The organism is Enterobacter cloacae (assembly GCF_011078175.1).
Classification (GTDB): domain Bacteria; phylum Pseudomonadota; class Gammaproteobacteria; order Enterobacterales; family Enterobacteriaceae; genus Enterobacter; species Enterobacter cloacae_Q.
On sequence record NZ_JAALCJ010000011.1, the window covers coordinates 26,669 to 44,561 of the forward strand.

Genomic DNA, 17,893 nt, shown 5'->3' on the forward strand with positions numbered 1-17,893 from the left:
TTTAATCTCCGTCGCCCCCCGGCAAGGTAACTACCATGAATTGTTTAATGCTTCCCGGCGTGTTGGCCATCTCCCTGCTCGCCGGCTGCCAGTCCTGGACTACGCCATCAACGTCTCCAGTTTCTCCTTCCCCCGACCGTTACGGCGCGGCCTCATCCGTTTCCGTTACCCGTCACACACAGTATCAGATGTGGAATAACGGTGTCTGGTCCGGTTCGAAAACCGCGCCATCATCCATGGAGATCGTTCGCTCCAACAGCGCTGACGTCTCTTTCGACTGGGAAGGTGATGCTGTGGAGCTACTGGATGAACTGGCGCGGGCACGTGGCCTGCAGTTCAACTACAGCGGCGTTCGCCTGCCCTTGCCCGTAACATTGCACGTTCGTGGCATGACGTTCAGCAATGTGTTGCGCGTTATCGAAGCGCAGACCGCATGGCGCGCAACCCTGAATCAGTACCCTGGGCTGCTCCAGCTCAACTTCATGCAACCGGAGACCAGAAAGAAATGAAATGCTTTCTCTTGTTACTATTCCCTGCTCTGCTCCTGACTGGGTGTGCAGGAGAGCGGCCGGCTTCACCGACAGATACAGGGGCACCACCTCCGGATATGCAGGCCTGGCTCAACCCGGAGCGACAAAGACCAGAAGGTCTGTCCGAAACGCGCTGGCAAATGCTTACTGATGCTGGCAGAACACTGGGATTCCGGGGAGGAAAATCCCAGCGGGCATGGGAGTTAACCCAGGCACTCAACGCCCGCGAATCCACCCTCAATGCCCTTTACGATTTCCGTCCACTTATCAGCCCTGAAGGCTGGCTTCCTCCGGTTATTGATGAAGCGCAGGACGTAGCACACATCACTCCTGATCAAATTCGCACAGCCTCAAAAGTCTGGACCATCATCCGACCGGAGCGATTCGTCAGTAACCCGCCCAGCTGGCGCAGCTGGTTACTACGCGGTCTGGCCACCACGGCAACCCCTGGCACAGAAGGTCTGGTTGTGCCGGAAGACAGCGCCCAGAGAAAGGTCTGGGAAGACGCACTGAAAAAAGGCTGGCAGGAAGGTCGCGAAAATGCCGATCTGACCTTTGAGGCCAGCATGAATCAACTCACCCGGGACTATCGCGGCATGATGCTTTATTCCCTGCTCTGGCGACGGGGCATGATTTCCCGGCCGGAAGTCACCGAGCAGCAGCAGACTGTTACTGGCAGTGGTCAGAAGCTCGTTACCGGCGATCGTGTTCGCCGACTCAAATCACATGCATCGTTTGAGCTACAGAAATCACGCTGGCGCCCGTCCGTTACCATCCAGTAAGGAGTTTTCCTCGTGAACATATCAGCTATCCCTGACTCGTTCGGGCTTTTCCCGTTCAGCGGTGCCTATACCGCCGACGAGTTCAGGACATTTTTTGCCTGGTGTTCGGCACATGGAGTCAGTGATGTGGATCTGGTTGGCGGCTCACCAGTTTCAGTGAGTCGTTATGGCCGACGTGAGAGAGTCTCAGACACCATACTGCCGAATATCATGCTGGGAAATATGCTTGACGACCTGCTGGGGCCAGAAGTGCGCCCCCGAGTGCAGGGTGGAAGACCGCTGGACAGAGCCATTCAAATCGACGGCGACATGCATGGGCGATATGGCCTGGAAAGGGGGGAACGCGTGCGGCTACGCGCGCACATCATCCAGGGGACATCTGCCCGGGAAGAAAAGGCTCTCTCCGTCACTCTGCGTGTGATCCCCCACATCATTCCCGATTTTCTGAAGCTGGGTATCGAGCCCGATCTGGCGGCGGCAATGCTGCCAAAAACCGGGCTGGGTCTTATTTGCGGTGAAACGGGTTCGGGTAAATCAACGTTGCAGGCGTCGTTGTATCGCCACTGCCAGGACACACAGCCCGATCGCAAAATTGTGACCTACGAAGATCCAGTAGAGTACATTCTCGGCCGCCCCGACGACCTTCTGCCGCCGCATCAGGCTCAGGTAAGACGTGACGTCGCAAGTTTTGCAGATGGGCTTCGCTCCGCAATGCGCCGAAACCCGGAGGTCATCGGTATCGGGGAAATTCGTGACACGGAAACAGCAGAGGCTTCTGTCCAGGCTGGTGAAAGCGGACATTTAACCATCGGTACACTGCACTCTAAATCACCAGGTGAAACCCTGAACCGACTGCTTGGTCTGTTTCCGCCTCAGATTCGTGATGCACGCGCCTGGGAGATGCTTGGGATGTTACGGTTTATCGTAGTCCAGGTACTTGTCAGAACGACAGACGGCAAACGCCGGGCTCTCCGGGAATACATCGTCTTCGACGATGAGCTACGCGATGCACTACAGAATCTCCCGTCAGAGAAGTGGCCGGCCCACATCGATAACATCCTGAGACTGGAGAAAAGGCGCATTATCGATCAAGTGCGTGAAGGTTACGTAACGGGTGATATAGACAGACACGAAGCGGCACTCTACCTACCGACACAGGAGCTTAGACATTGAAACGAGAAGGATTCTGGCGCTATGCCACACCGCCTGTCACCTTTTTTGGTATCCCGCTGCCGTTCCTTTTGCTGTATCTGGTCTGGTTTCGCTGGCCGTCCATGAAGACGCTGTATATCTGTTCCGCCATTCTGGGATTCTTTGTTGCCCTGAATTTCTTTGGCTGGAGTGTACGGGCTATCTGCCTGCGCGTAATAAGTACCTTCAGGGGAAAGATTGCCTCCGGTCGCCCCTGGTGGTACCGGCATTTTGTTGAAAAACCACGAGACTGGACTGGTCTCTGAACCCGATGTAACCCGTTCGTTCCCCATAGCGCTCCCGCGCTACTCCCTCAATATCTTCCAGGAATGTGACCATGCAAAAAAGTCACCGCGTATGGCTTGCCGTACCTCACGAAGAGAAGGACGACGCCATCAACGCCCACCCGCGTCTCAGCGATGGGCAGAAAGCCCTTAAATGGGACGATGAGCACCGCCTCTGGTATGCCCGACCAGGAGCCGACCTGACCAGGTTCGAGCGATGGATGCCCCGCCCCCATGAACTGTCGATGAATGCGGACGATCCGGTAACAGAGTTTGCTCAAAAACTTGAAGAAGCAGGGCTGCTAGTTAAGGGGCTCCCCGTGATGGATGGAAGCCTTCAGCGCGTACCGACGAAACAGGACAAGAAAGGTTCGAAAAGCGGAGCTTACAAGGCTTACCTGGACGGGCGCCCTGCCGGATGGTACCGCGATTATCGCAGCGCCGACGCTAAACCGACGCAGTGGGTGTTTTCAGGTGGTGGCGAGATGGATCCGCTTGCGCGTCTTCATCTCCGTGCACACGCCCAGCAAACGCGTGAAGACAATGCCCGTGCTCTGGAGCAACAGTACAACCGGCAGGCGGAGTACGCCGCCCGATATGTTGACCGCTACCCGCAGGCTACAACGAACGCCTATCTGACCCGTAAGGGTGTGGAGGCTGCGCCGGGTATAAGAATCAACGATAAGCAAGAACTTGTGATCCCCTTCAGCAATGCGCATGGCGACATACGCTCTTACCAGCGTATTCCGCTCACCGGCGGAAAAGACGCCCGCATCCTTAAAGACAGTGAAAAAACAGGTAACTGGTTTGCACTGGGGACGCCACAGAATGGCCTGCCTTTGCTGTTTGCTGAAGGATATGCCACAGCAGCCTCTCTGCATGAGGCATCAGGTCTGCCGGTACTGATGACGGTTGATGCGGGAAACATGATTGCCGTTGGCCAGAATGCTCGTGCCGTTTGGCCTGACAGTCCTTTTATTTTCTGTGCAGACAATGATCATCAGCTGAAGAATGCGCAGACAGGACAACCTGAAAATAAGGGCATCCTGAGCGCTGAGAAAGCGGCAGAACTCACGGGCGGCAGAGTCATCGCCCCTGATTTCACCGAAGAAGAAAAAGCACGCTTGCTGACGGACTTCAACGATCTCGATATCAGCAGGGGCAGAGAAGCCTTCCGTGAGCACATCAGCGACCGCCTCAGGTCTGCCGGCATCGATATCCGGACAGACTACGCACCCAACGATGCACAATTTCTCTCACAACAGGACCCAAAAATGGAAAATCTGGAAAGTCAGGAATCCGGCCAGTCTTCGATTGCCCCGGATGAACCTGTCGTTATTCCGTCTGAAAGCCACAGGCAGGATGAGTCAGTAAACCCAGCGCCTCCCGCCCCGCCTGAACCTGAAATAATCTCTCCGGCAGCGGTGATGCCGCCCGATGAAGCCAGTATCAGTGCGGCACCGGTTGAGAATAAGGCTGAACACGATGAACCCGCCCCCACGTCCCTGCGAGACGCTGATGTTTTAATTCCTGATACGCAGAGCACCACGGACGTGACGATCGCGACATCTTCTGCGGATGCCGGTCAGCGTAGTCATAGTGCCATCGAATCAGGATCGAATATACCGGTCCCTGGCCTCGATGATTATGCAGACATACGCGCGCAGATGGACGACCCACAATTTGCTGAATGGGTGAACAGTCAGTCTGATGACATTCCCCATATGCCTGCTCAGGAACGACAGACAGACCATGAACTGTCAGAAACGGGCAAACAAACCCTGAAGCCTGAGGCTGCGTCACATGAAACAGACGCTGAGTCTCCGGAGCCGATCGTTCCTGAATTACCAATCCCTCCACAGTCCCCCGGAGCAACATCAACCGGGCAAAAACAGGAGCAGACGCAAACTGCCGATGTGGATCCAAACACGTCAGAGCCCTCCCCGGGCAGGAAGGAAACGGCAGAGAGTGAGATGCATGAAGCGGATGGGCTTGTCTACGGACCGCGAAGGCCGGAACCGCTTCAGCGAGAAGATCTCGATGAAATCATTAAAGCCCTGTCAACGGAAGAACAGCGTGACAATAAGGTGCTTTACCGTCTCGACGGGGAAGATGCGTTTCACGATCTCGGCAACCGTCTCGAAATGTGTAACGGTGCGAGTGAGGACAAGCGCAAGGTGCTCGCCGCGCTGGCCGTGGCATCACGCTATTACGGCGGTGTGGTGGAGCTCACCGGCAGTACGCAGTTTAAAGAGCAGGCCATGCGGCTCATTATTGAATATGACCTCGATATCCGAATGAAGCTGCCTGCGCAGCGCGCGCAGCTTGAGACTATGCGGCAACAGTTTGGGGCAACCAGGGATTCAGTCACAACACATATTCCTACGCCGGATCTGAACCGACAGACTCCATCACCTGATGCCGCATCGCCAGTGTCACCGGCAACAGCCGCCCCCGAAGCTGTTACCCCTGACGCTCCGGGCATACCCGTGCCCCCCGTATCACCCACGCCGTCAGCACAGGCAACTGCCGCAAAGCAGCCTGCCGTTTCACCCTCAACAGAGCCTGTAGCGCCTAAGCAGGCCGACAGCATCCGGGTCCCTGATATGCCCGCTGAGCCCGCCCCCTCTGCACTGAAACCAGGCCAGAGCGTCACGGCGGTCCTCAAGAACTTTGGTGAAGCGATGTACGAAAATAAAGAGCAAAAGGGCAAGAGCTTCTTTATCGAGCTACAGAACCGCGGTGGAAGTCATACCTACTGGGGGCAGGATTTACGGGAGTTGATCGCGCACCACAAAACCGGCGATGTGGTCACGCTGACGCTCAATTCCCGTGACAGCTGGCAGGTACCTGGTGAGGAAAAAGAGCGCGTAAAAAATAACTGGTCATTGACGTCCGCCTCAACAGGTCTTGCCGTGGCACATGATCGACCGGAGCAGGGACAGCCTCTTCAGGCTTTCCCGGTCGATACGTTTGGCCGCCTCACACAGCAAATCCGACAGGCTTGGCCTGAGTACACCACAGACCTGAAGCTGCCACCTCGCCTGGAAGAGCGTCAGTTTTATCTGGGCGAAGACAGGCATCCTGTAAAGTCACCGGTAGCCGCGGCCAGCATTTCGCCACCGTCCACGGAAGCACCAGACAGGCTGGTACCCGTCATGGCCTCTATGGACACACAGTCAAACCAGTTAGATCTGCTGCTTGTCCAGTCTGCGGGGGAACACCTGCAGGGGATGGTTCGTCTGGATGGCACGCTGTATCCGGCACTGGCCACGCCAACCACAGACAACAGTCAGCTGGTTATTAATGCCATCACCGATGACGGTCCCCGCTTTGTAGGCTACGGACAGGCGGTGAATTTCGAACCCGACGGCACCACCCGTGCCGCACCTCAGCTGATGACGTTCCACCTGAAAGGTCGGGAAGAGGATACACCGCTTCCCGCCCGGCTCTACACACCGGAAAAACAGGCAGATACCTTGTTCCAGCGCCTCGGTTTTGAACAGACCTGGAAACAATGGGATGACGCCCGAAAGCCGGAGGGCAGACAGGAAAAAGCGCTTCATCAGGAACACTCCCACAGCCCCGGCCGCTAAGCCGATAAGGAGAGAGAATGCGATATCACATGCTTAAAGCCGGACTTTTGTCCGGCTTCATGCTTTTTTCTGCCGCCGCTGCGGCGGCAACCTGCCGAGCAGGAAGTGCTGCTGAAGCGGGTAGCCAGGCTGGTTATGAGCGAGCCAGGGCGGCCGCAACAGCCTGGGAACAGCGCGAAAGCAATGTCTCATCCTCCCTGCAGTCCTGTCTGTCCCGTATCAAGAACGTCAAGGTGACCCTGCCGCAATTCCCCGGGCTCGATGAAATCATTTCGCAACTGGAAAATAAGGTCTGCGAAGCGGCCCTGGATAAAGTCAACGAACAGATCCCAGACAACATCGATCCCTGGAAAAACTTCAACTCCTGAAACCTATGACAAAACAGACACAATCAGCCCCCCCTGCAAAGGGGCGGGCCCCCTCCCCTGCGGAGGATCCGCTGAAAAACGCCGTGAACATGATGAAAACGGCAGAAAAACGCCAGAAAATGGCACCAGAGCTGATGAAGAGTAACCTCCTGCTGGGGAGTGGCCTGCTTATCAGCATCATCCTCAATGCTGGCCTGACCTGGGCTCTGATACAACAGCCACGGGATTACTTTGCCACCGACAGTGGGCGCCTGGTTCGCCTGGCTCCCACTTCCGAACCAGCATGGAGCCAGGACGATGCCATCGCCTTTGGCAGCAAGGCTCTGATGCGGGCCTTTAACCTGGACTTCGTTCATTATCGTGAACAGGTATCCTCTACAGCATCGCTGTTCTCTGAAGCAGGACACGCCAGTTACATCCAGGCGCTAACCAACTCCAATATCTACGATGCCCTGAAACGCGAGCGTATGAATCTTACCGGTTCCGTAGGGGCTGGTGTCGTCATCCGGCGTGGGCGTCTGTCTGACGGAACCTGGTTCTGGACAATGCAGTATCCGGTACGTTTGCGCCTGGTTGGGCAGACGACCAGCAAGCCTGAACAACCGTTTGTTTTCGAAATTACCATCCAGCGCGTAGATCCACGACAGAAACCCGTCGGGATGGAAATCCGCCAGATGATCTCACGCAACGCTCCCCGCAATCTCTGAGGCTCCCGCCATGAAACTTCGTTATCTCATGACCACACTACTGCTGTGTGGTCCGGCCCTCGTAGCCGCCGCTGACAATACTGGCTGGCAGGATGCCAGGACGCCTGGTGCAACAACTGCCGCCGCTCCTCAGGGGGCAGAAGCGCAAACAACAGGTGTACCGGCAACCCGGATTAGTGGAGAGCTCCCGCCCCCGGAACAAAGCTCGCCGCTGGTAGATGAGGCAGCAGGTTTAGACTCGCCTCTGTCAGCGGATGAGATACGCGAATTGAGGCTTCGACTGACCGACAACGAGCGTTCTGTAAATGCCCCAATGATAAGCGTGGTTCCGCGTATCAGTTCATTAACCCTCAATCTTTCTCCAGGCGCCAGTATCCCGCTGGTACGCACGGCCATGAATAACCAGAGCGTCGTCACCCTGACGGACATCAATGGCGCACCGTGGCCACAGTCAGATCCGCCAATTAATGCCAGCCCGAAGAGTTTTGATGTGAAGTTCAATGCTGGAACCAACATGCTGGCCATAACACCACTGCGCCCGTGGGCTGCGGGGAATATTTCCGTATATCTGAAAGGGCTTGATGTTCCAATCATGATCAATGTGACAAGTGGTGAGACAGACACCCGTACTGCCAGTCAGGAGATCGACAGTCGGCTGGATTTACGCGTCCCGCGTCTGGGTCCTGGCTCAGCAGCCCCGGGCGTACCCGTCGATAAAATCGCACTCCACAGCGCCACGTTGCAGGCTTTTCTGGATGGCACACCACCAGAAGATGCCCGTCGCCTTAAATTCCAGGGCAACGTCCCTGACACTGCGATCTGGCAAAGCGGTGATGATCTGATGGTCCGTTCCCGCGCAATGCTGCGCGACGAGTTTGAACAGACACTCTCTTCAGCGGATGGTACGCATCTCTGGAAACTCCCCGTCACCCCGTTACTGACCTTCTCAGTAAACGGGAAATCCGTTCACGTCACGCCGGAGCTTCAGTAATGAGCGCAGAACAGGATGCCGGTAAGAACGGCAAAAAACTTTTTTCAATAATTGGATTTAGTGCCCTGGTTTTAGTGACCGCGGGTTATCTGGCCATGTCGTGGCTGACACATGACCCTTCAGGAACAGATTCTGCCGTCAACCTTAACGGTACGGCCTCAAGTGCCGTAACCACCACGACGGAGAGCCCGCGTTACCGTGAACTGCTTAAAGCCTCAAACGATTTAGGCGCGCAGGAAGCCGCACGGACCGATTCATCCTTCATCGCCAGTCTCCCGGTCGGCCTTGAAGTCACGGAACCCCCTCCGGATAAGGTGCCAGAAACAAAACCGGTGGACCTGCCACCTCCGCCGCCAGCAGCATCACGCCATGCGGAAAACCCGGCCGGAGAAGAGCAGGCAAACGAAAAGCGCCAGGCTCAACTGCAAAAACTGCTTAAGCGGATCAGTGACGCACAGACTGGCGGCGATGCACCGGTGCTGGCAACTGCCCTGGCAAGTGTTACGCAGACATCGCCAGCGACTGGCACAAGAAACCTGGCAGAGACAAAAACTGAAACAGAGAGTGCACAGGTCTTCATCCACGCACTTACGCGTGCGGCCGGTTATATGGAGACTGCCGTGGATTCAGATAACCCCAACTCAGAGGTTGTTGCGGTTATTCCTGCCGGGCCGCTGGCTGGCGCAAGACTTCACAGTTCGTCAGCAAAACTTGCCGGCAATGGACTGGATATCAGATTTACCAGTATGAGTTGGAACGGCATGGAGCTGAACGTCAATGCAAGCGCACAGAGTGAGAAAAACCTGATGTCTTCTGTGGCCTCCGATGTTAACCATCGATGGGGAACACACATCGTTCTGCCCGCTGTACTGGGAGGTCTTGGTGATCTTGGCGGTCTGTACAAGGATGCTAACACTCAGGTTATGCAGTCCAGTGTCGGTACCGTCACCGGACGAGTGGGTAAACCTGATGGCAGCACAGTGGCTGGTGTAATGGTTGGCGGCACAGCCCAGACCGGGGCGGAAGTCATCAAACAGGAGATGGCCCGTGAGCCGTTCCGCCAGGTCACCGTGAAGCAGAAAGAAGTTATCTCCATTCTCTTCGTTGACTCGGTTACTTCTGACGACATTGTCAGCAGTAATAAAGCGGCTCGTCCCGCAATCAATAGCACCTTATCAGCACCCGCTGCCGCAGAGCAGCAAACCGAAACCCGCCTGCAGGAAGCCATCGCGCGCCGCCAGGCTGAAATCCGTCGTCAGTATGGCGATACCGTACCCGTGAGGAACAATGATGAACCAGAAAATTGATATGCCTGAAGAAGAAACACTGGAAAGCGAGGATGATTTTGGCGCGCCAGATCCTCGCGAGAAACCGCCCTTCTGGAAGCGAGACCTGCTGTTTGGCTATTCTCTGCCGTGGCTTCTCGGGATAACGCTTCTGGCAGTGGCCAGCCTCTGGTACCTGTTCGGTCCATCACTGTCATTGACGAATAATACGCCGTCTGAAACCAGCTTCAGTGAAGTTGAAAATACACTCGACGGTGCACAGCATAGTACGGTTGAGTCTGTTCCGCAGCAGGCTGTCTCGCCAGCCGCGGCGCAACCGGCGGCACATACGTCCCTGCCAATGGCTCAGGACGACAGGGCGAGCATGATGACGGATATCCGTGACGAGCTGAACGATCGTGACCGCAAGATAAATGACTCTCTGACGTCGCTTAAAGACAGCGTTACGCGCCTGTCTGATGCTATCAAAAGGGATGAGGCTTACGCAGTAGAAACGCGTGCACAGCTTAATGAGCTGACACAGAAGCTGGCTGTTCTGGAAACCCGCGTAAGCACCTCTGATGCCTCAAAAACAGCTTCCCGGCCCCAAAAACGGCAGACAACCAGTGCTGTTGCAGGCATGAAAATCATGTCGCTGGAAGCAGGAATGGCGTGGATCAAATGGCAGGGCAGTACCTGGTCAGTCCGGGAGGGGGATACGCTGGGTAAAGTCACTATTCGTCAGATTGATCCTGCCACGCGCTCTGTGGTGACAACCGGAGGAACCCTGCGCTAATGGCACTGGATGCCGTCACGCTAATAGAGAATCTTGCTTCGGGCATCTTCACCGCTGGGCTGGATTTATTATTCAGCTGGTCCGAGATGATTGGTTTTTTTGGCCTCATCGCACTTCTGACCCGGCAACGTTCCAGTCGAAGTCCATTGTCCCCGGGCAAGTTTGCTATTGGCCTTTTTTCCTGCGCCGCGCTGGTATCTCTCCCCTCCATCATTAATGCCAGTGGTGCGCAGCTTGGCTTTGGCGCCACATCTTTTGATGCAATCGCGTATGTGCAACCCGCCACCTACGGCGTTGCTGCCGGGGCTGCTAACGCCGTACTTTCTCTGGTCCGGCTAGCAGGAGTGGGGTTTGTCTATGCGGCACTCGATATGTTTCGACGATCAGAGCTTGAGGGGCACACCGCACTCAGTTCAAGTGAAAGCATTCGCGCTGCGACAGTAAAACTGTTTGCAGGGACCGGTATGGTCTTTTCACCTCAGCTCATCGATGCCGCACTTGCCACTCTCGGCCTCTCTTTTTAACACACTTCGTTTTTTTATAACCCAAGGAGACACTATGTCACTTTTCCGTGCTATTTCCGCGCGTCTTTATGCCGTCGTTATTTTCTGCCAGCTGACCATGATGCAGTGCCGCGAGCGCATGATTCAGGGGCTGTGTGCTCTGGTCACGTTCCTGTTACCCGGCATGGCCTTCGCTGATGGCGATCTCGCCGATATGTTTGGTAGCGCCGCCTCTGGTGCCAAAAGCGGTAAAACTTCCGGCCTGGAAATTGCCCAGGCGATCGGTGTGTTCATCTTCATCGGTTCCCTGCTGTCCTTCAAAAAAGTGGGCACCAATCCGCAGATCACTGTGGGCCGCTGCTGTGCAGGTCTGGCCATCGGCGCACTACTGGCCGTAGTCCCTGAAATTATGGGACGAACCCAGAAACAGCTCGGTACCAGCTCTGTCAATATCAGCTAACCACAGGAAAGGGTCGGTGTTTACCGACCCTTTCAGGAGAAAACGATGAGCAAAAAGAAAAAGACACCTGACTGTCCATGGCTACATCCGCTTCCGGTTCCTGATGTTGTCCATTCCACAGCCCCTTTACTTCCTCCCCCCGAGAGCGTTTCTGGAGGGCGGTGTTATTGCTGTAGTGCTGACATGAAACATCTGTTTGTGTTACCGGAATCCCTGCCATTATCCCGACTTGCGGAAGACGCGCAGGATGCCAGGACCCGACTTGTCAGAGCGAAAGACACGCTGGCTCAGCTGGAGTCACGTCCCACCCCGCAGGTACCGGTTGAATATGAGAAACACGCCCGGGCTCTGAAAGCTGCCCGGACCGGGATGCAGCACGCATCACTTGCCGCCCGCCGGATTGCTTTGCGACACATCCCCAAAACACTGCTGACCGACACCAGTCTGCTGTCTGACATCGAACATGCTGAATTAGAACGGCTCACGACACCGTTTCACCTCTGTTACCTCTGCCATGCCTGGCATGCCCTCAACGGATTTGCTGCTGCTCAGGGGGTCATGGTCTGGCTACCGGACCTGCACCCACGTAATGTTGTTGCCCTGAACCGAAAAGCCCTGCAGGCCGTCTTCAGCACCAGACCAGGCGAGGTTCGGGAAGGCCGTCGGGTACTGTCGGAACTGACCCGCCATCGTCTTCCTCTGGAAGAACGTTTCGGGGGATGGCGACCAGCTGACTATGCAGATGCGCTTAAACGTTTCCCGCCAGTCATGCGCGATGAAATGCGACAAAAAATGAACGGAGTGGCGTTGATCCTGACACCTGATTCAGTGACGGACAGTGACGTTCTGTCAGGAGCCTCGCAGACAACAATATTATCCTCACAGTCATCTGGTACCACTGTCACGTAAACCTAACGCAAGCCTTATCCCGCAGATGCGCCCACAGAAGCGCCTCGCCCATCAATACACGCCATTCCGGTGGAGTCTTCGCAGCTATGAATATCAACCGCCTTGTCTTCACTATTGAAGACGTTATGAATACCTGTTCCCGTTTCGCCGTCTCTGCTGACTTTGTCGACTACTGCGACATTCGTACGGTGATCGGACTGGACAAACAAGATCTGGAGCTCAGACCCTGGCTGGAAGCCCCTTATATAGGTGTCACCCATCATGGCTATTTCCTTTCTGTATTCGAAATATCCGGGGCATTGCGTGAAATGTCGGAAACAGCCTCAGACGATCATCCGGATGCGTTTGAAGGAATGATCGCGCACCTCGCGTCCACGCTCAGCACCACCTGGAAAAATATCGGCCATAAACTGGCCTTCATTTTCGAACGTGACCCGGAAAAAGGGCGTGACGAAGTCAGCGCCATGATCGCCCCGCAAATGCGTTCAATTCAGCACATCGGCGTCCAGCTGGATGACCTGCTTAATGAGAAGATCAATGTCATTTCTCCGTGGCTTGTTCGTGAGCGCTGCTGGCTTGCCGTCTGGAGCTCTCCGACACTGGTGAGTCATCAGGAACGAACCGATTTTAACGCCACCGTTCGGGCCATTCAGGATAAAGCACCTGTCGCGCGCTTTGGTCAGGAGCCCTGGCGCTGGCAAATGTCTGGTCTGAAGATCCGGCACGACAGCTTTATCACCACTCTTGAAAAAGCACTCGTACGCGGTGGAGACGGCTTGCTTGTCCGCCTGCTTGATGTGCCTGAGTTCTGTAATGAAATCAGACGTGAAACAGCACGCAACAGCACATCGGCCGCATGGCGCCCGGCATTACCGGGGAAGGCTGCGCCAGCGGGTGCGCTTCAGGAGGGCGACGCTACAGCACTGCTAGCTCCCTTCCTGAATCTTCAGGTATTTGGTTGTACGCCAGAAACAGAAGGTAATCTGGTGCATGCAGGGGGGCTGTGGCACGGCATGGTGGCCATAACACTTCCGCCTCAGCATCCCCGCCCCTTCAATGAGCTTGTGAAATTGGTTCCACGTTCCGTTCCCTGGCGCATACGAATCGACATCATGCCTGGCGGGATGAAAGCGCTGGGCTGGAAAAAGACTATTTCATCATTTGGACAATTTATTCCCTCTATTCGCCCACTTTACGACGCTTTCACACAGCTGGCTGCAACGGATGAACGCGATCCGGTCTGCGTGATGACCATTGTGGCGTCCACCTGGGGGCATACCCGGGAAATATGCTCCCGTAATCAGATGCTGCTTGAATCAGCGTTGCAGGGTTGGGGAGTCTGTAACACGACCACCACATTCGGTGATCCTCGCAGGGGATGGGTCAACAGTATGCTGGCCGCGTCAGCGGGCTCCGGCCCTGTTCCGCTTTACCCGCCACTCTCCCATGCGCTATCGATGTTGCCCTTCAACCGACCAGGTACCGTCTGGCGAGGGGAAGGCAACCTGATGCTGCACACGGAAGACGGATGCGCCTGGGAAGTCGGGCTGGGGTCTTCTCGACAGAACAAGCATACCGAACTTGCCCCTGGCGATTCGGGTCTGGGTAAATCGGTACTGATTAATACCCTGACGGAAATACAGGTATCTTCCGCCCAGGTTTCGCTTCCTTATGTGGCTCACATTGATAAAGGATTCAGCGCGATGGGGTTAATCCAGCTGATACGTGACAGTCTGCCAGAAGAGAGAAAGGACGAAGCAGTCGGCATCATACTCAGCAACGACCCGTCTAAGTCACGCAATGTCTTCGACATCCTGTACGGCGCTCGTAAGCCAGTGACACCAGAGAAGCAATTTATCGCGTCCATGTTGACGGCCTTCTGTATCGAACCGGATAAAGGGACCCCGCCTAACCCTACAGATACCCGGCAAATAGTGAATCGCCTGATTGATCTGGCGTATGACATGCGTAGTGGTATTGAGCCAAACATGTTCCGTTCAAACGTAGAGCCAGAAGTGGATGCGGCACTGGAGTCATCCGGTTTGTGGGGTGAGCACGATCCGGAGTGGTGGACCGCGACACCATGGTACGAAGTACGTGACCTCCTGCATGAACGTGGACAGTTATCTGCAGCTCAGCGGGCACACTACCAGGCGGTACCAGAACTTGCTGATATGCCCGCGCTACTACGCAGTGAGGTTATTCAGGAGACTTTTGGCCGAATACAGCGTAACGGCTCACAGGAGCCCCTGGTGGAGTACATTGAGCGCTGCATGATTCAGGCCCGACAGGACTACCCGATGATGGCCAGTCGGACTCGTTTTGCGCTGAACCCGAACACACGCATTATTGCCGTAGACTTAAACAACGTAGCCGGCGATAAGACCCCGGCAGGCAGACTGAAAACCGGCATCATGTTCCTCTTTGCTGGCCACATCACTGCGGGTGATTTTTTGCTGCCGCAGTATCAGGATGAGGTAATGCAAATACTGCCGGAAGCCTACCTCCCGGGCATTATGCGACGCATCAACCAGCTCGATAGTGAAATGAAAACCAAAATCTATGACGAACTGCACAACGTCAAAGGCATTGATTTCATCTTCGAAGCACTGGATACGCAGGATCGTGAACAACGTAAGTTTGGTATCCGCACGGTGCTGAGTACCCAGTTCCTTACCGACTATCCGAAAAGCCTGCTCGACTCTGCCAACACCCTCTGGCTGCTGCGCTTCCGCCAGGAAGATATTCCACTTTTACGGGACAGTTTTAAGATCCCCGAACACAATCTTCATGCATTCCTGCGTATGCCAGCTGGTCCGGCTGCAGACGGTAGTGGCGTACCGATGCTATGTATGATGCGCACAACCCAGGGGACGCTGGCACGGATTGTCCGGTTTACGCTCGGACCGCTGGAGCTGTGGTCGCTTAACTCAGACAAAAAAGACGGCGCGCTACGCAGAAATCTCTCGGATACGATCGGTACTGCCCGTGCCCGTCAGTTACTGGCGGAGAAGTTCCCTCGCGGATCCGCAAAAAAACTCATTGAGTACAGGGAGCGTAACAGTGGCGCCCGTGGTGATAAGGGCGTCATCGAATTGATGGCAGACGAAATGATAAATGAGCTGGGGTATGACCTTTGATGTGTTCCATCCACCTGACGCCACGCTGTCGCCGCCCGGTAAAGGGCCAGGTCAGTCTTTCCCGCCTGGTGATCGATGCCGACGGCGTGGAGTTCGTCCTGCCGTCCCGGCACTTCCGTACAGACAGTGCAGTGAACTCCCGGGCGGTATACGCGACCGATCGCCGGGCAACGCAAGAGGCCTGTGGCGTGCTTCTTTCACTCAAAGCGCGACCACGCCAGCTGGTCACAACAGCCATCTGGCAGGTCAATGAGCCAGGCGAACCGGTGCGGGAATCGCGTCATGTGGTCCAGTGGTTGCTACCTGAAAATACAGGGGCGGTGTTAACTGATGATACCTGGTTATGGCCGGAGGGGGCAGATACCCCACAACTCAGCTCGGGAGACTGGCCGGTACTGGATATCACCCCTCCAGCTCATGCAAGAATCACGCGTCGTGGGCTGACAATCATAGACACCCGCAGCCGGGAAGGACGTATCAGCAGACGCTTTCAGACCTTCCCTCTGGTCGCCCTCGCCCCCGGCACACAGTCAACCCGCCTTCCCGGCGTGTTTACCCCGCTCAAATAAACGGAGAATCTCATGCTACAACGTCATCTCCCCGCGCTGGCGCTGGCCATCGCGTCCAGCCTTCCCACTGTTGCCAGTGCTTTAACGGTCAACGTGAACTCCAGCGTTCCGATCACGACTCAGGTTCTGCCTGAGATGGCCACCATCCAGGCAACTCTGGTCGAAATACTACAGATGCAACAGGCAACCGGCACAGCCATCACACAGAACGCCGACAAGCTCGGCGCCCTGATTAATCAGGATGGGCAGGCTACTCGTCAGCAAATGATTTTCAATAATGAAACCCAACGTCTGGAGGAGGCACGGCAGAGTTTTTCGGTACCGGATTCGATCTGTAGTGATTCCGCATCCGGTGTGGCAGCACAAAGTAAAAGTGCATCAGGCAGCGCCGCGTCAAAACTCTCATCAGGCAAAGGTGTTTCCAGTTCAGCGGTGCGGAAGAGGATTTCTACAGCATCGGAAGAACAGGCCCGCGACGCTTATGACGGTGCGAACGTACATGCCGCGTACTGTACGGCAGCAGAATATGAACGCTTTGGCGGAACCGGTATCTGCCCTGCCGTCAGTAATTTGCCCGGAGGTGACAGTCAGGTACGCTCCATCTATGGCGGCGCGGGACCTGAAGGGCAGGCACCGGCACTTTCCTGGTCACAGGAACAGATTGATGCCGCTATGGCCTACATGAAAAACACGGCTCGACCTTCAGCAGGCCGCACGCCAGGCAAAGGTGAAGTCAACACTGTTACCGGTCGTACGTATGTAGGGTTGCTCAACGAGTACAACGGTATCATCGATGCCGCGTCTGAACCTCAGCTCTCGCTGATTGCCGACAGTAAGACCAGTGAAACCACCCGTGATGCCCTGAAAGAAGCACTGCAGTCACCTTCCGCAGCGCAGTATTTTGACAATGTGGCTTCGCCGGAGGCGAAGGCGAAGGGCTACATGAGCCAGCGAGAATTTGAATCGTTTGAGGCCGGACGTCGATATGCCAACACAGCCTATCTCTCCGACCTGCAGCAAATGGACGGAGATAACCTTATGCGCGAACTCATCCGAACTACGGCACAGATGAACTGGCAACTTAACGACATTAAAGAGTTGCTGCGCAAAGGGAACGTGATCGACGGCCAGCTACTCGCCGCCTTTGCCCGCCAGTCCTACGCCCCACGTCTGAAACAACTCGAATCAGCCATGAACCAGGGAGCTGCCAAATGACACTGGAAAAAACAGTCGCACGGAAAAAAGGACTACCTGGACGTATTACCCGGGGACTGCTGAGCATATTTCTGCCATTGCAGGAAACGAAGTGGTATTTGCGGGCTGCCCGGCACATGACATCACGAAATATTGAGCGAATGCGTGATGCTTTTCCGGAGCTCATTACTGACGACAAACCGCCGGCTTCTCCTGACTGGGAAAAAGCCGTTGCGGAATCAGGTTGTACCCCCGCACAGTTGGATGAGGGGTATGTGAGCCAGCGCAGGCGCTGGCGAGTGCTGTTCTGGCTTATGGCCATACCGGTTCCGCTTGCAGCACTGACACCATTCATTATTGGTGGGAGTATCTCCGCGCACCAGATCAGCACCTGTGTGGTGCTGTTTTCCGGTGCTGGCGTGGCATGGTCAAAAGCGCTAATCGTAACCTACCGACTGTGGCAGTTACGCAACCGTCGCGTAAGTCTTGCTGAAAGAGGCACCTTTCAGCATTTCATGGCGGAAACCCATGCCGTACGAGATGCCATTCTCGGGAAATAGCTGCCCTTCTCTGCCTCCTGCCGACATCCCGGCATTCATGCATTATCC

At 55.6% G+C, this 17,893-nt stretch carries 16 protein-coding genes and 1 pseudogene; all 17 read left to right on the forward strand.

Going from position 1 to position 17,893, the window contains the following annotated elements; all coding sequences use genetic code 11:
* Positions 1 to 35: 35 nt before the first annotated feature.
* The 17 genes and pseudogenes from G6Q29_RS19500 (at position 36) to traX (ending at position 17,845) form a co-directional block, all read left to right on the forward strand.
* Positions 36 to 509, forward strand: coding sequence for a DotD/TraH family lipoprotein (locus G6Q29_RS19500; RefSeq protein ID WP_022649985.1), 474 nt, complete (start codon positions 36 to 38; stop codon positions 507 to 509).
* On the forward strand, positions 506 to 1,312 hold the full coding sequence (locus G6Q29_RS19505; protein ID WP_022649986.1) for a type IV secretory system conjugative DNA transfer family protein: 807 nt from the start codon (positions 506 to 508) through the stop codon (positions 1,310 to 1,312). The genes G6Q29_RS19500 and G6Q29_RS19505 overlap by 4 nt, the downstream gene beginning before the upstream one ends.
* Positions 1,313 to 1,324: 12 nt before the next feature.
* Positions 1,325 to 2,485 carry a plasmid transfer ATPase TraJ gene (gene traJ / locus G6Q29_RS19510; protein WP_022649987.1) on the forward strand — a complete coding sequence of 387 codons (1,161 nt, stop codon included), beginning with the start codon at positions 1,325 to 1,327 and terminating at the stop codon, positions 2,483 to 2,485.
* Positions 2,482 to 2,769 (forward strand): hypothetical protein, encoded by a 288-nt coding sequence (locus tag G6Q29_RS19515; RefSeq protein WP_022649988.1) that lies wholly within the window; start codon positions 2,482 to 2,484, stop codon positions 2,767 to 2,769. The genes traJ and G6Q29_RS19515 overlap by 4 nt, the downstream gene beginning before the upstream one ends.
* A 71-nt stretch (positions 2,770 to 2,840) precedes the next feature.
* A pseudogene (locus G6Q29_RS21905) lies at positions 2,841 to 5,111 on the forward strand (LPD7 domain-containing protein); the annotation flags it as partial.
* 1,289 nt (positions 5,112 to 6,400) lie between these two features.
* Complete coding sequence (locus G6Q29_RS19525; protein ID WP_022649990.1) at positions 6,401 to 6,751, forward strand: hypothetical protein; 351 nt, start codon at positions 6,401 to 6,403, stop codon at positions 6,749 to 6,751.
* A gap of 89 nt (positions 6,752 to 6,840) precedes the next feature.
* On the forward strand, positions 6,841 to 7,458 hold the full coding sequence (locus tag G6Q29_RS19530) for a DotI/IcmL family type IV secretion protein (RefSeq protein WP_179297403.1): 618 nt from the start codon (positions 6,841 to 6,843) through the stop codon (positions 7,456 to 7,458).
* Between the two features lie 10 nt (positions 7,459 to 7,468).
* The gene (locus G6Q29_RS19535; protein ID WP_022649992.1) at positions 7,469 to 8,449 is read left to right on the forward strand and encodes a DotH/IcmK family type IV secretion protein; all 981 of its coding nucleotides are present in this window, start codon (positions 7,469 to 7,471) and stop codon (positions 8,447 to 8,449) included.
* Positions 8,449 to 9,756: a conjugal transfer protein TraO gene (gene traO, locus G6Q29_RS19540; protein WP_022649993.1), complete on the forward strand. Its 1,308-nt coding sequence runs from the start codon at positions 8,449 to 8,451 to the stop codon at positions 9,754 to 9,756. Before G6Q29_RS19535 ends, traO begins: the two co-directional genes overlap by 1 nt.
* Positions 9,740 to 10,510: a conjugal transfer protein TraP gene (gene traP / locus G6Q29_RS19545; protein WP_022649994.1), complete on the forward strand. Its 771-nt coding sequence runs from the start codon at positions 9,740 to 9,742 to the stop codon at positions 10,508 to 10,510. Before traO ends, traP begins: the two co-directional genes overlap by 17 nt.
* Positions 10,510 to 11,034, forward strand: a complete 525-nt coding sequence (gene traQ, locus G6Q29_RS19550; protein WP_022649995.1) for a conjugal transfer protein TraQ — start codon at positions 10,510 to 10,512, stop codon at positions 11,032 to 11,034. The genes traP and traQ overlap by 1 nt, the downstream gene beginning before the upstream one ends.
* A 34-nt stretch (positions 11,035 to 11,068) precedes the next feature.
* Positions 11,069 to 11,473 (forward strand): DUF6750 family protein, encoded by a 405-nt coding sequence (locus tag G6Q29_RS19555; protein WP_022649996.1) that lies wholly within the window; start codon positions 11,069 to 11,071, stop codon positions 11,471 to 11,473.
* 183 nt (positions 11,474 to 11,656) lie between these two features.
* Positions 11,657 to 12,382, forward strand: coding sequence for a hypothetical protein (locus G6Q29_RS19560; protein ID WP_063864836.1), 726 nt, complete (start codon positions 11,657 to 11,659; stop codon positions 12,380 to 12,382).
* A gap of 86 nt (positions 12,383 to 12,468) precedes the next feature.
* A complete protein-coding gene (locus G6Q29_RS19565) occupies positions 12,469 to 15,522 on the forward strand; it encodes a hypothetical protein (RefSeq protein WP_022649998.1) in 3,054 nt (1,017 codons plus the stop codon).
* Positions 15,519 to 16,091 carry a conjugal transfer protein TraV gene (locus G6Q29_RS19570; protein ID WP_154590113.1) on the forward strand — a complete coding sequence of 191 codons (573 nt, stop codon included), beginning with the start codon at positions 15,519 to 15,521 and terminating at the stop codon, positions 16,089 to 16,091. Before G6Q29_RS19565 ends, G6Q29_RS19570 begins: the two co-directional genes overlap by 4 nt.
* Before the next feature lie 12 nt (positions 16,092 to 16,103).
* The gene (traW, locus tag G6Q29_RS19575; protein ID WP_022650000.1) at positions 16,104 to 17,306 is read left to right on the forward strand and encodes a conjugal transfer protein TraW; all 1,203 of its coding nucleotides are present in this window, start codon (positions 16,104 to 16,106) and stop codon (positions 17,304 to 17,306) included.
* Positions 17,303 to 17,845 carry a conjugal transfer protein TraX gene (gene traX, locus G6Q29_RS19580; RefSeq protein ID WP_022650001.1) on the forward strand — a complete coding sequence of 181 codons (543 nt, stop codon included), beginning with the start codon at positions 17,303 to 17,305 and terminating at the stop codon, positions 17,843 to 17,845. The genes traW and traX overlap by 4 nt, the downstream gene beginning before the upstream one ends.
* Positions 17,846 to 17,893 lie beyond the last annotated feature (48 nt).

What these genes read in the sequence shown, in the direction of transcription:
- G6Q29_RS19500 (WP_022649985.1), top strand. Translation starts at nt 36, where the DNA reads ATGAATTGTTTAATGCTTCCCGGCGTGTTGGCCATCTCCCTGCTCGCC.
- G6Q29_RS19505 (WP_022649986.1), top strand. Translation starts at nt 506, where the DNA reads ATGAAATGCTTTCTCTTGTTACTATTCCCTGCTCTGCTCCTGACTGGG.
- G6Q29_RS19525 (WP_022649990.1), top strand. Translation starts at nt 6,401, where the DNA reads ATGCGATATCACATGCTTAAAGCCGGACTTTTGTCCGGCTTCATGCTT.
- G6Q29_RS19530 (WP_179297403.1), top strand. Translation starts at nt 6,841, where the DNA reads ATGATGAAAACGGCAGAAAAACGCCAGAAAATGGCACCAGAGCTGATG.
- G6Q29_RS19535 (WP_022649992.1), top strand. Translation starts at nt 7,469, where the DNA reads ATGAAACTTCGTTATCTCATGACCACACTACTGCTGTGTGGTCCGGCC.
- traO (WP_022649993.1), top strand. Translation starts at nt 8,449, where the DNA reads ATGAGCGCAGAACAGGATGCCGGTAAGAACGGCAAAAAACTTTTTTCA.
- traP (WP_022649994.1), top strand. Translation starts at nt 9,740, where the DNA reads ATGAACCAGAAAATTGATATGCCTGAAGAAGAAACACTGGAAAGCGAG.
- traQ (WP_022649995.1), top strand. Translation starts at nt 10,510, where the DNA reads ATGGCACTGGATGCCGTCACGCTAATAGAGAATCTTGCTTCGGGCATC.
- G6Q29_RS19555 (WP_022649996.1), top strand. Translation starts at nt 11,069, where the DNA reads ATGTCACTTTTCCGTGCTATTTCCGCGCGTCTTTATGCCGTCGTTATT.
- G6Q29_RS19560 (WP_063864836.1), top strand. Translation starts at nt 11,657, where the DNA reads ATGAAACATCTGTTTGTGTTACCGGAATCCCTGCCATTATCCCGACTT.
- G6Q29_RS19565 (WP_022649998.1), top strand. Translation starts at nt 12,469, where the DNA reads ATGAATATCAACCGCCTTGTCTTCACTATTGAAGACGTTATGAATACC.
- traW (WP_022650000.1), top strand. Translation starts at nt 16,104, where the DNA reads ATGCTACAACGTCATCTCCCCGCGCTGGCGCTGGCCATCGCGTCCAGC.
- traX (WP_022650001.1), top strand. Translation starts at nt 17,303, where the DNA reads ATGACACTGGAAAAAACAGTCGCACGGAAAAAAGGACTACCTGGACGT.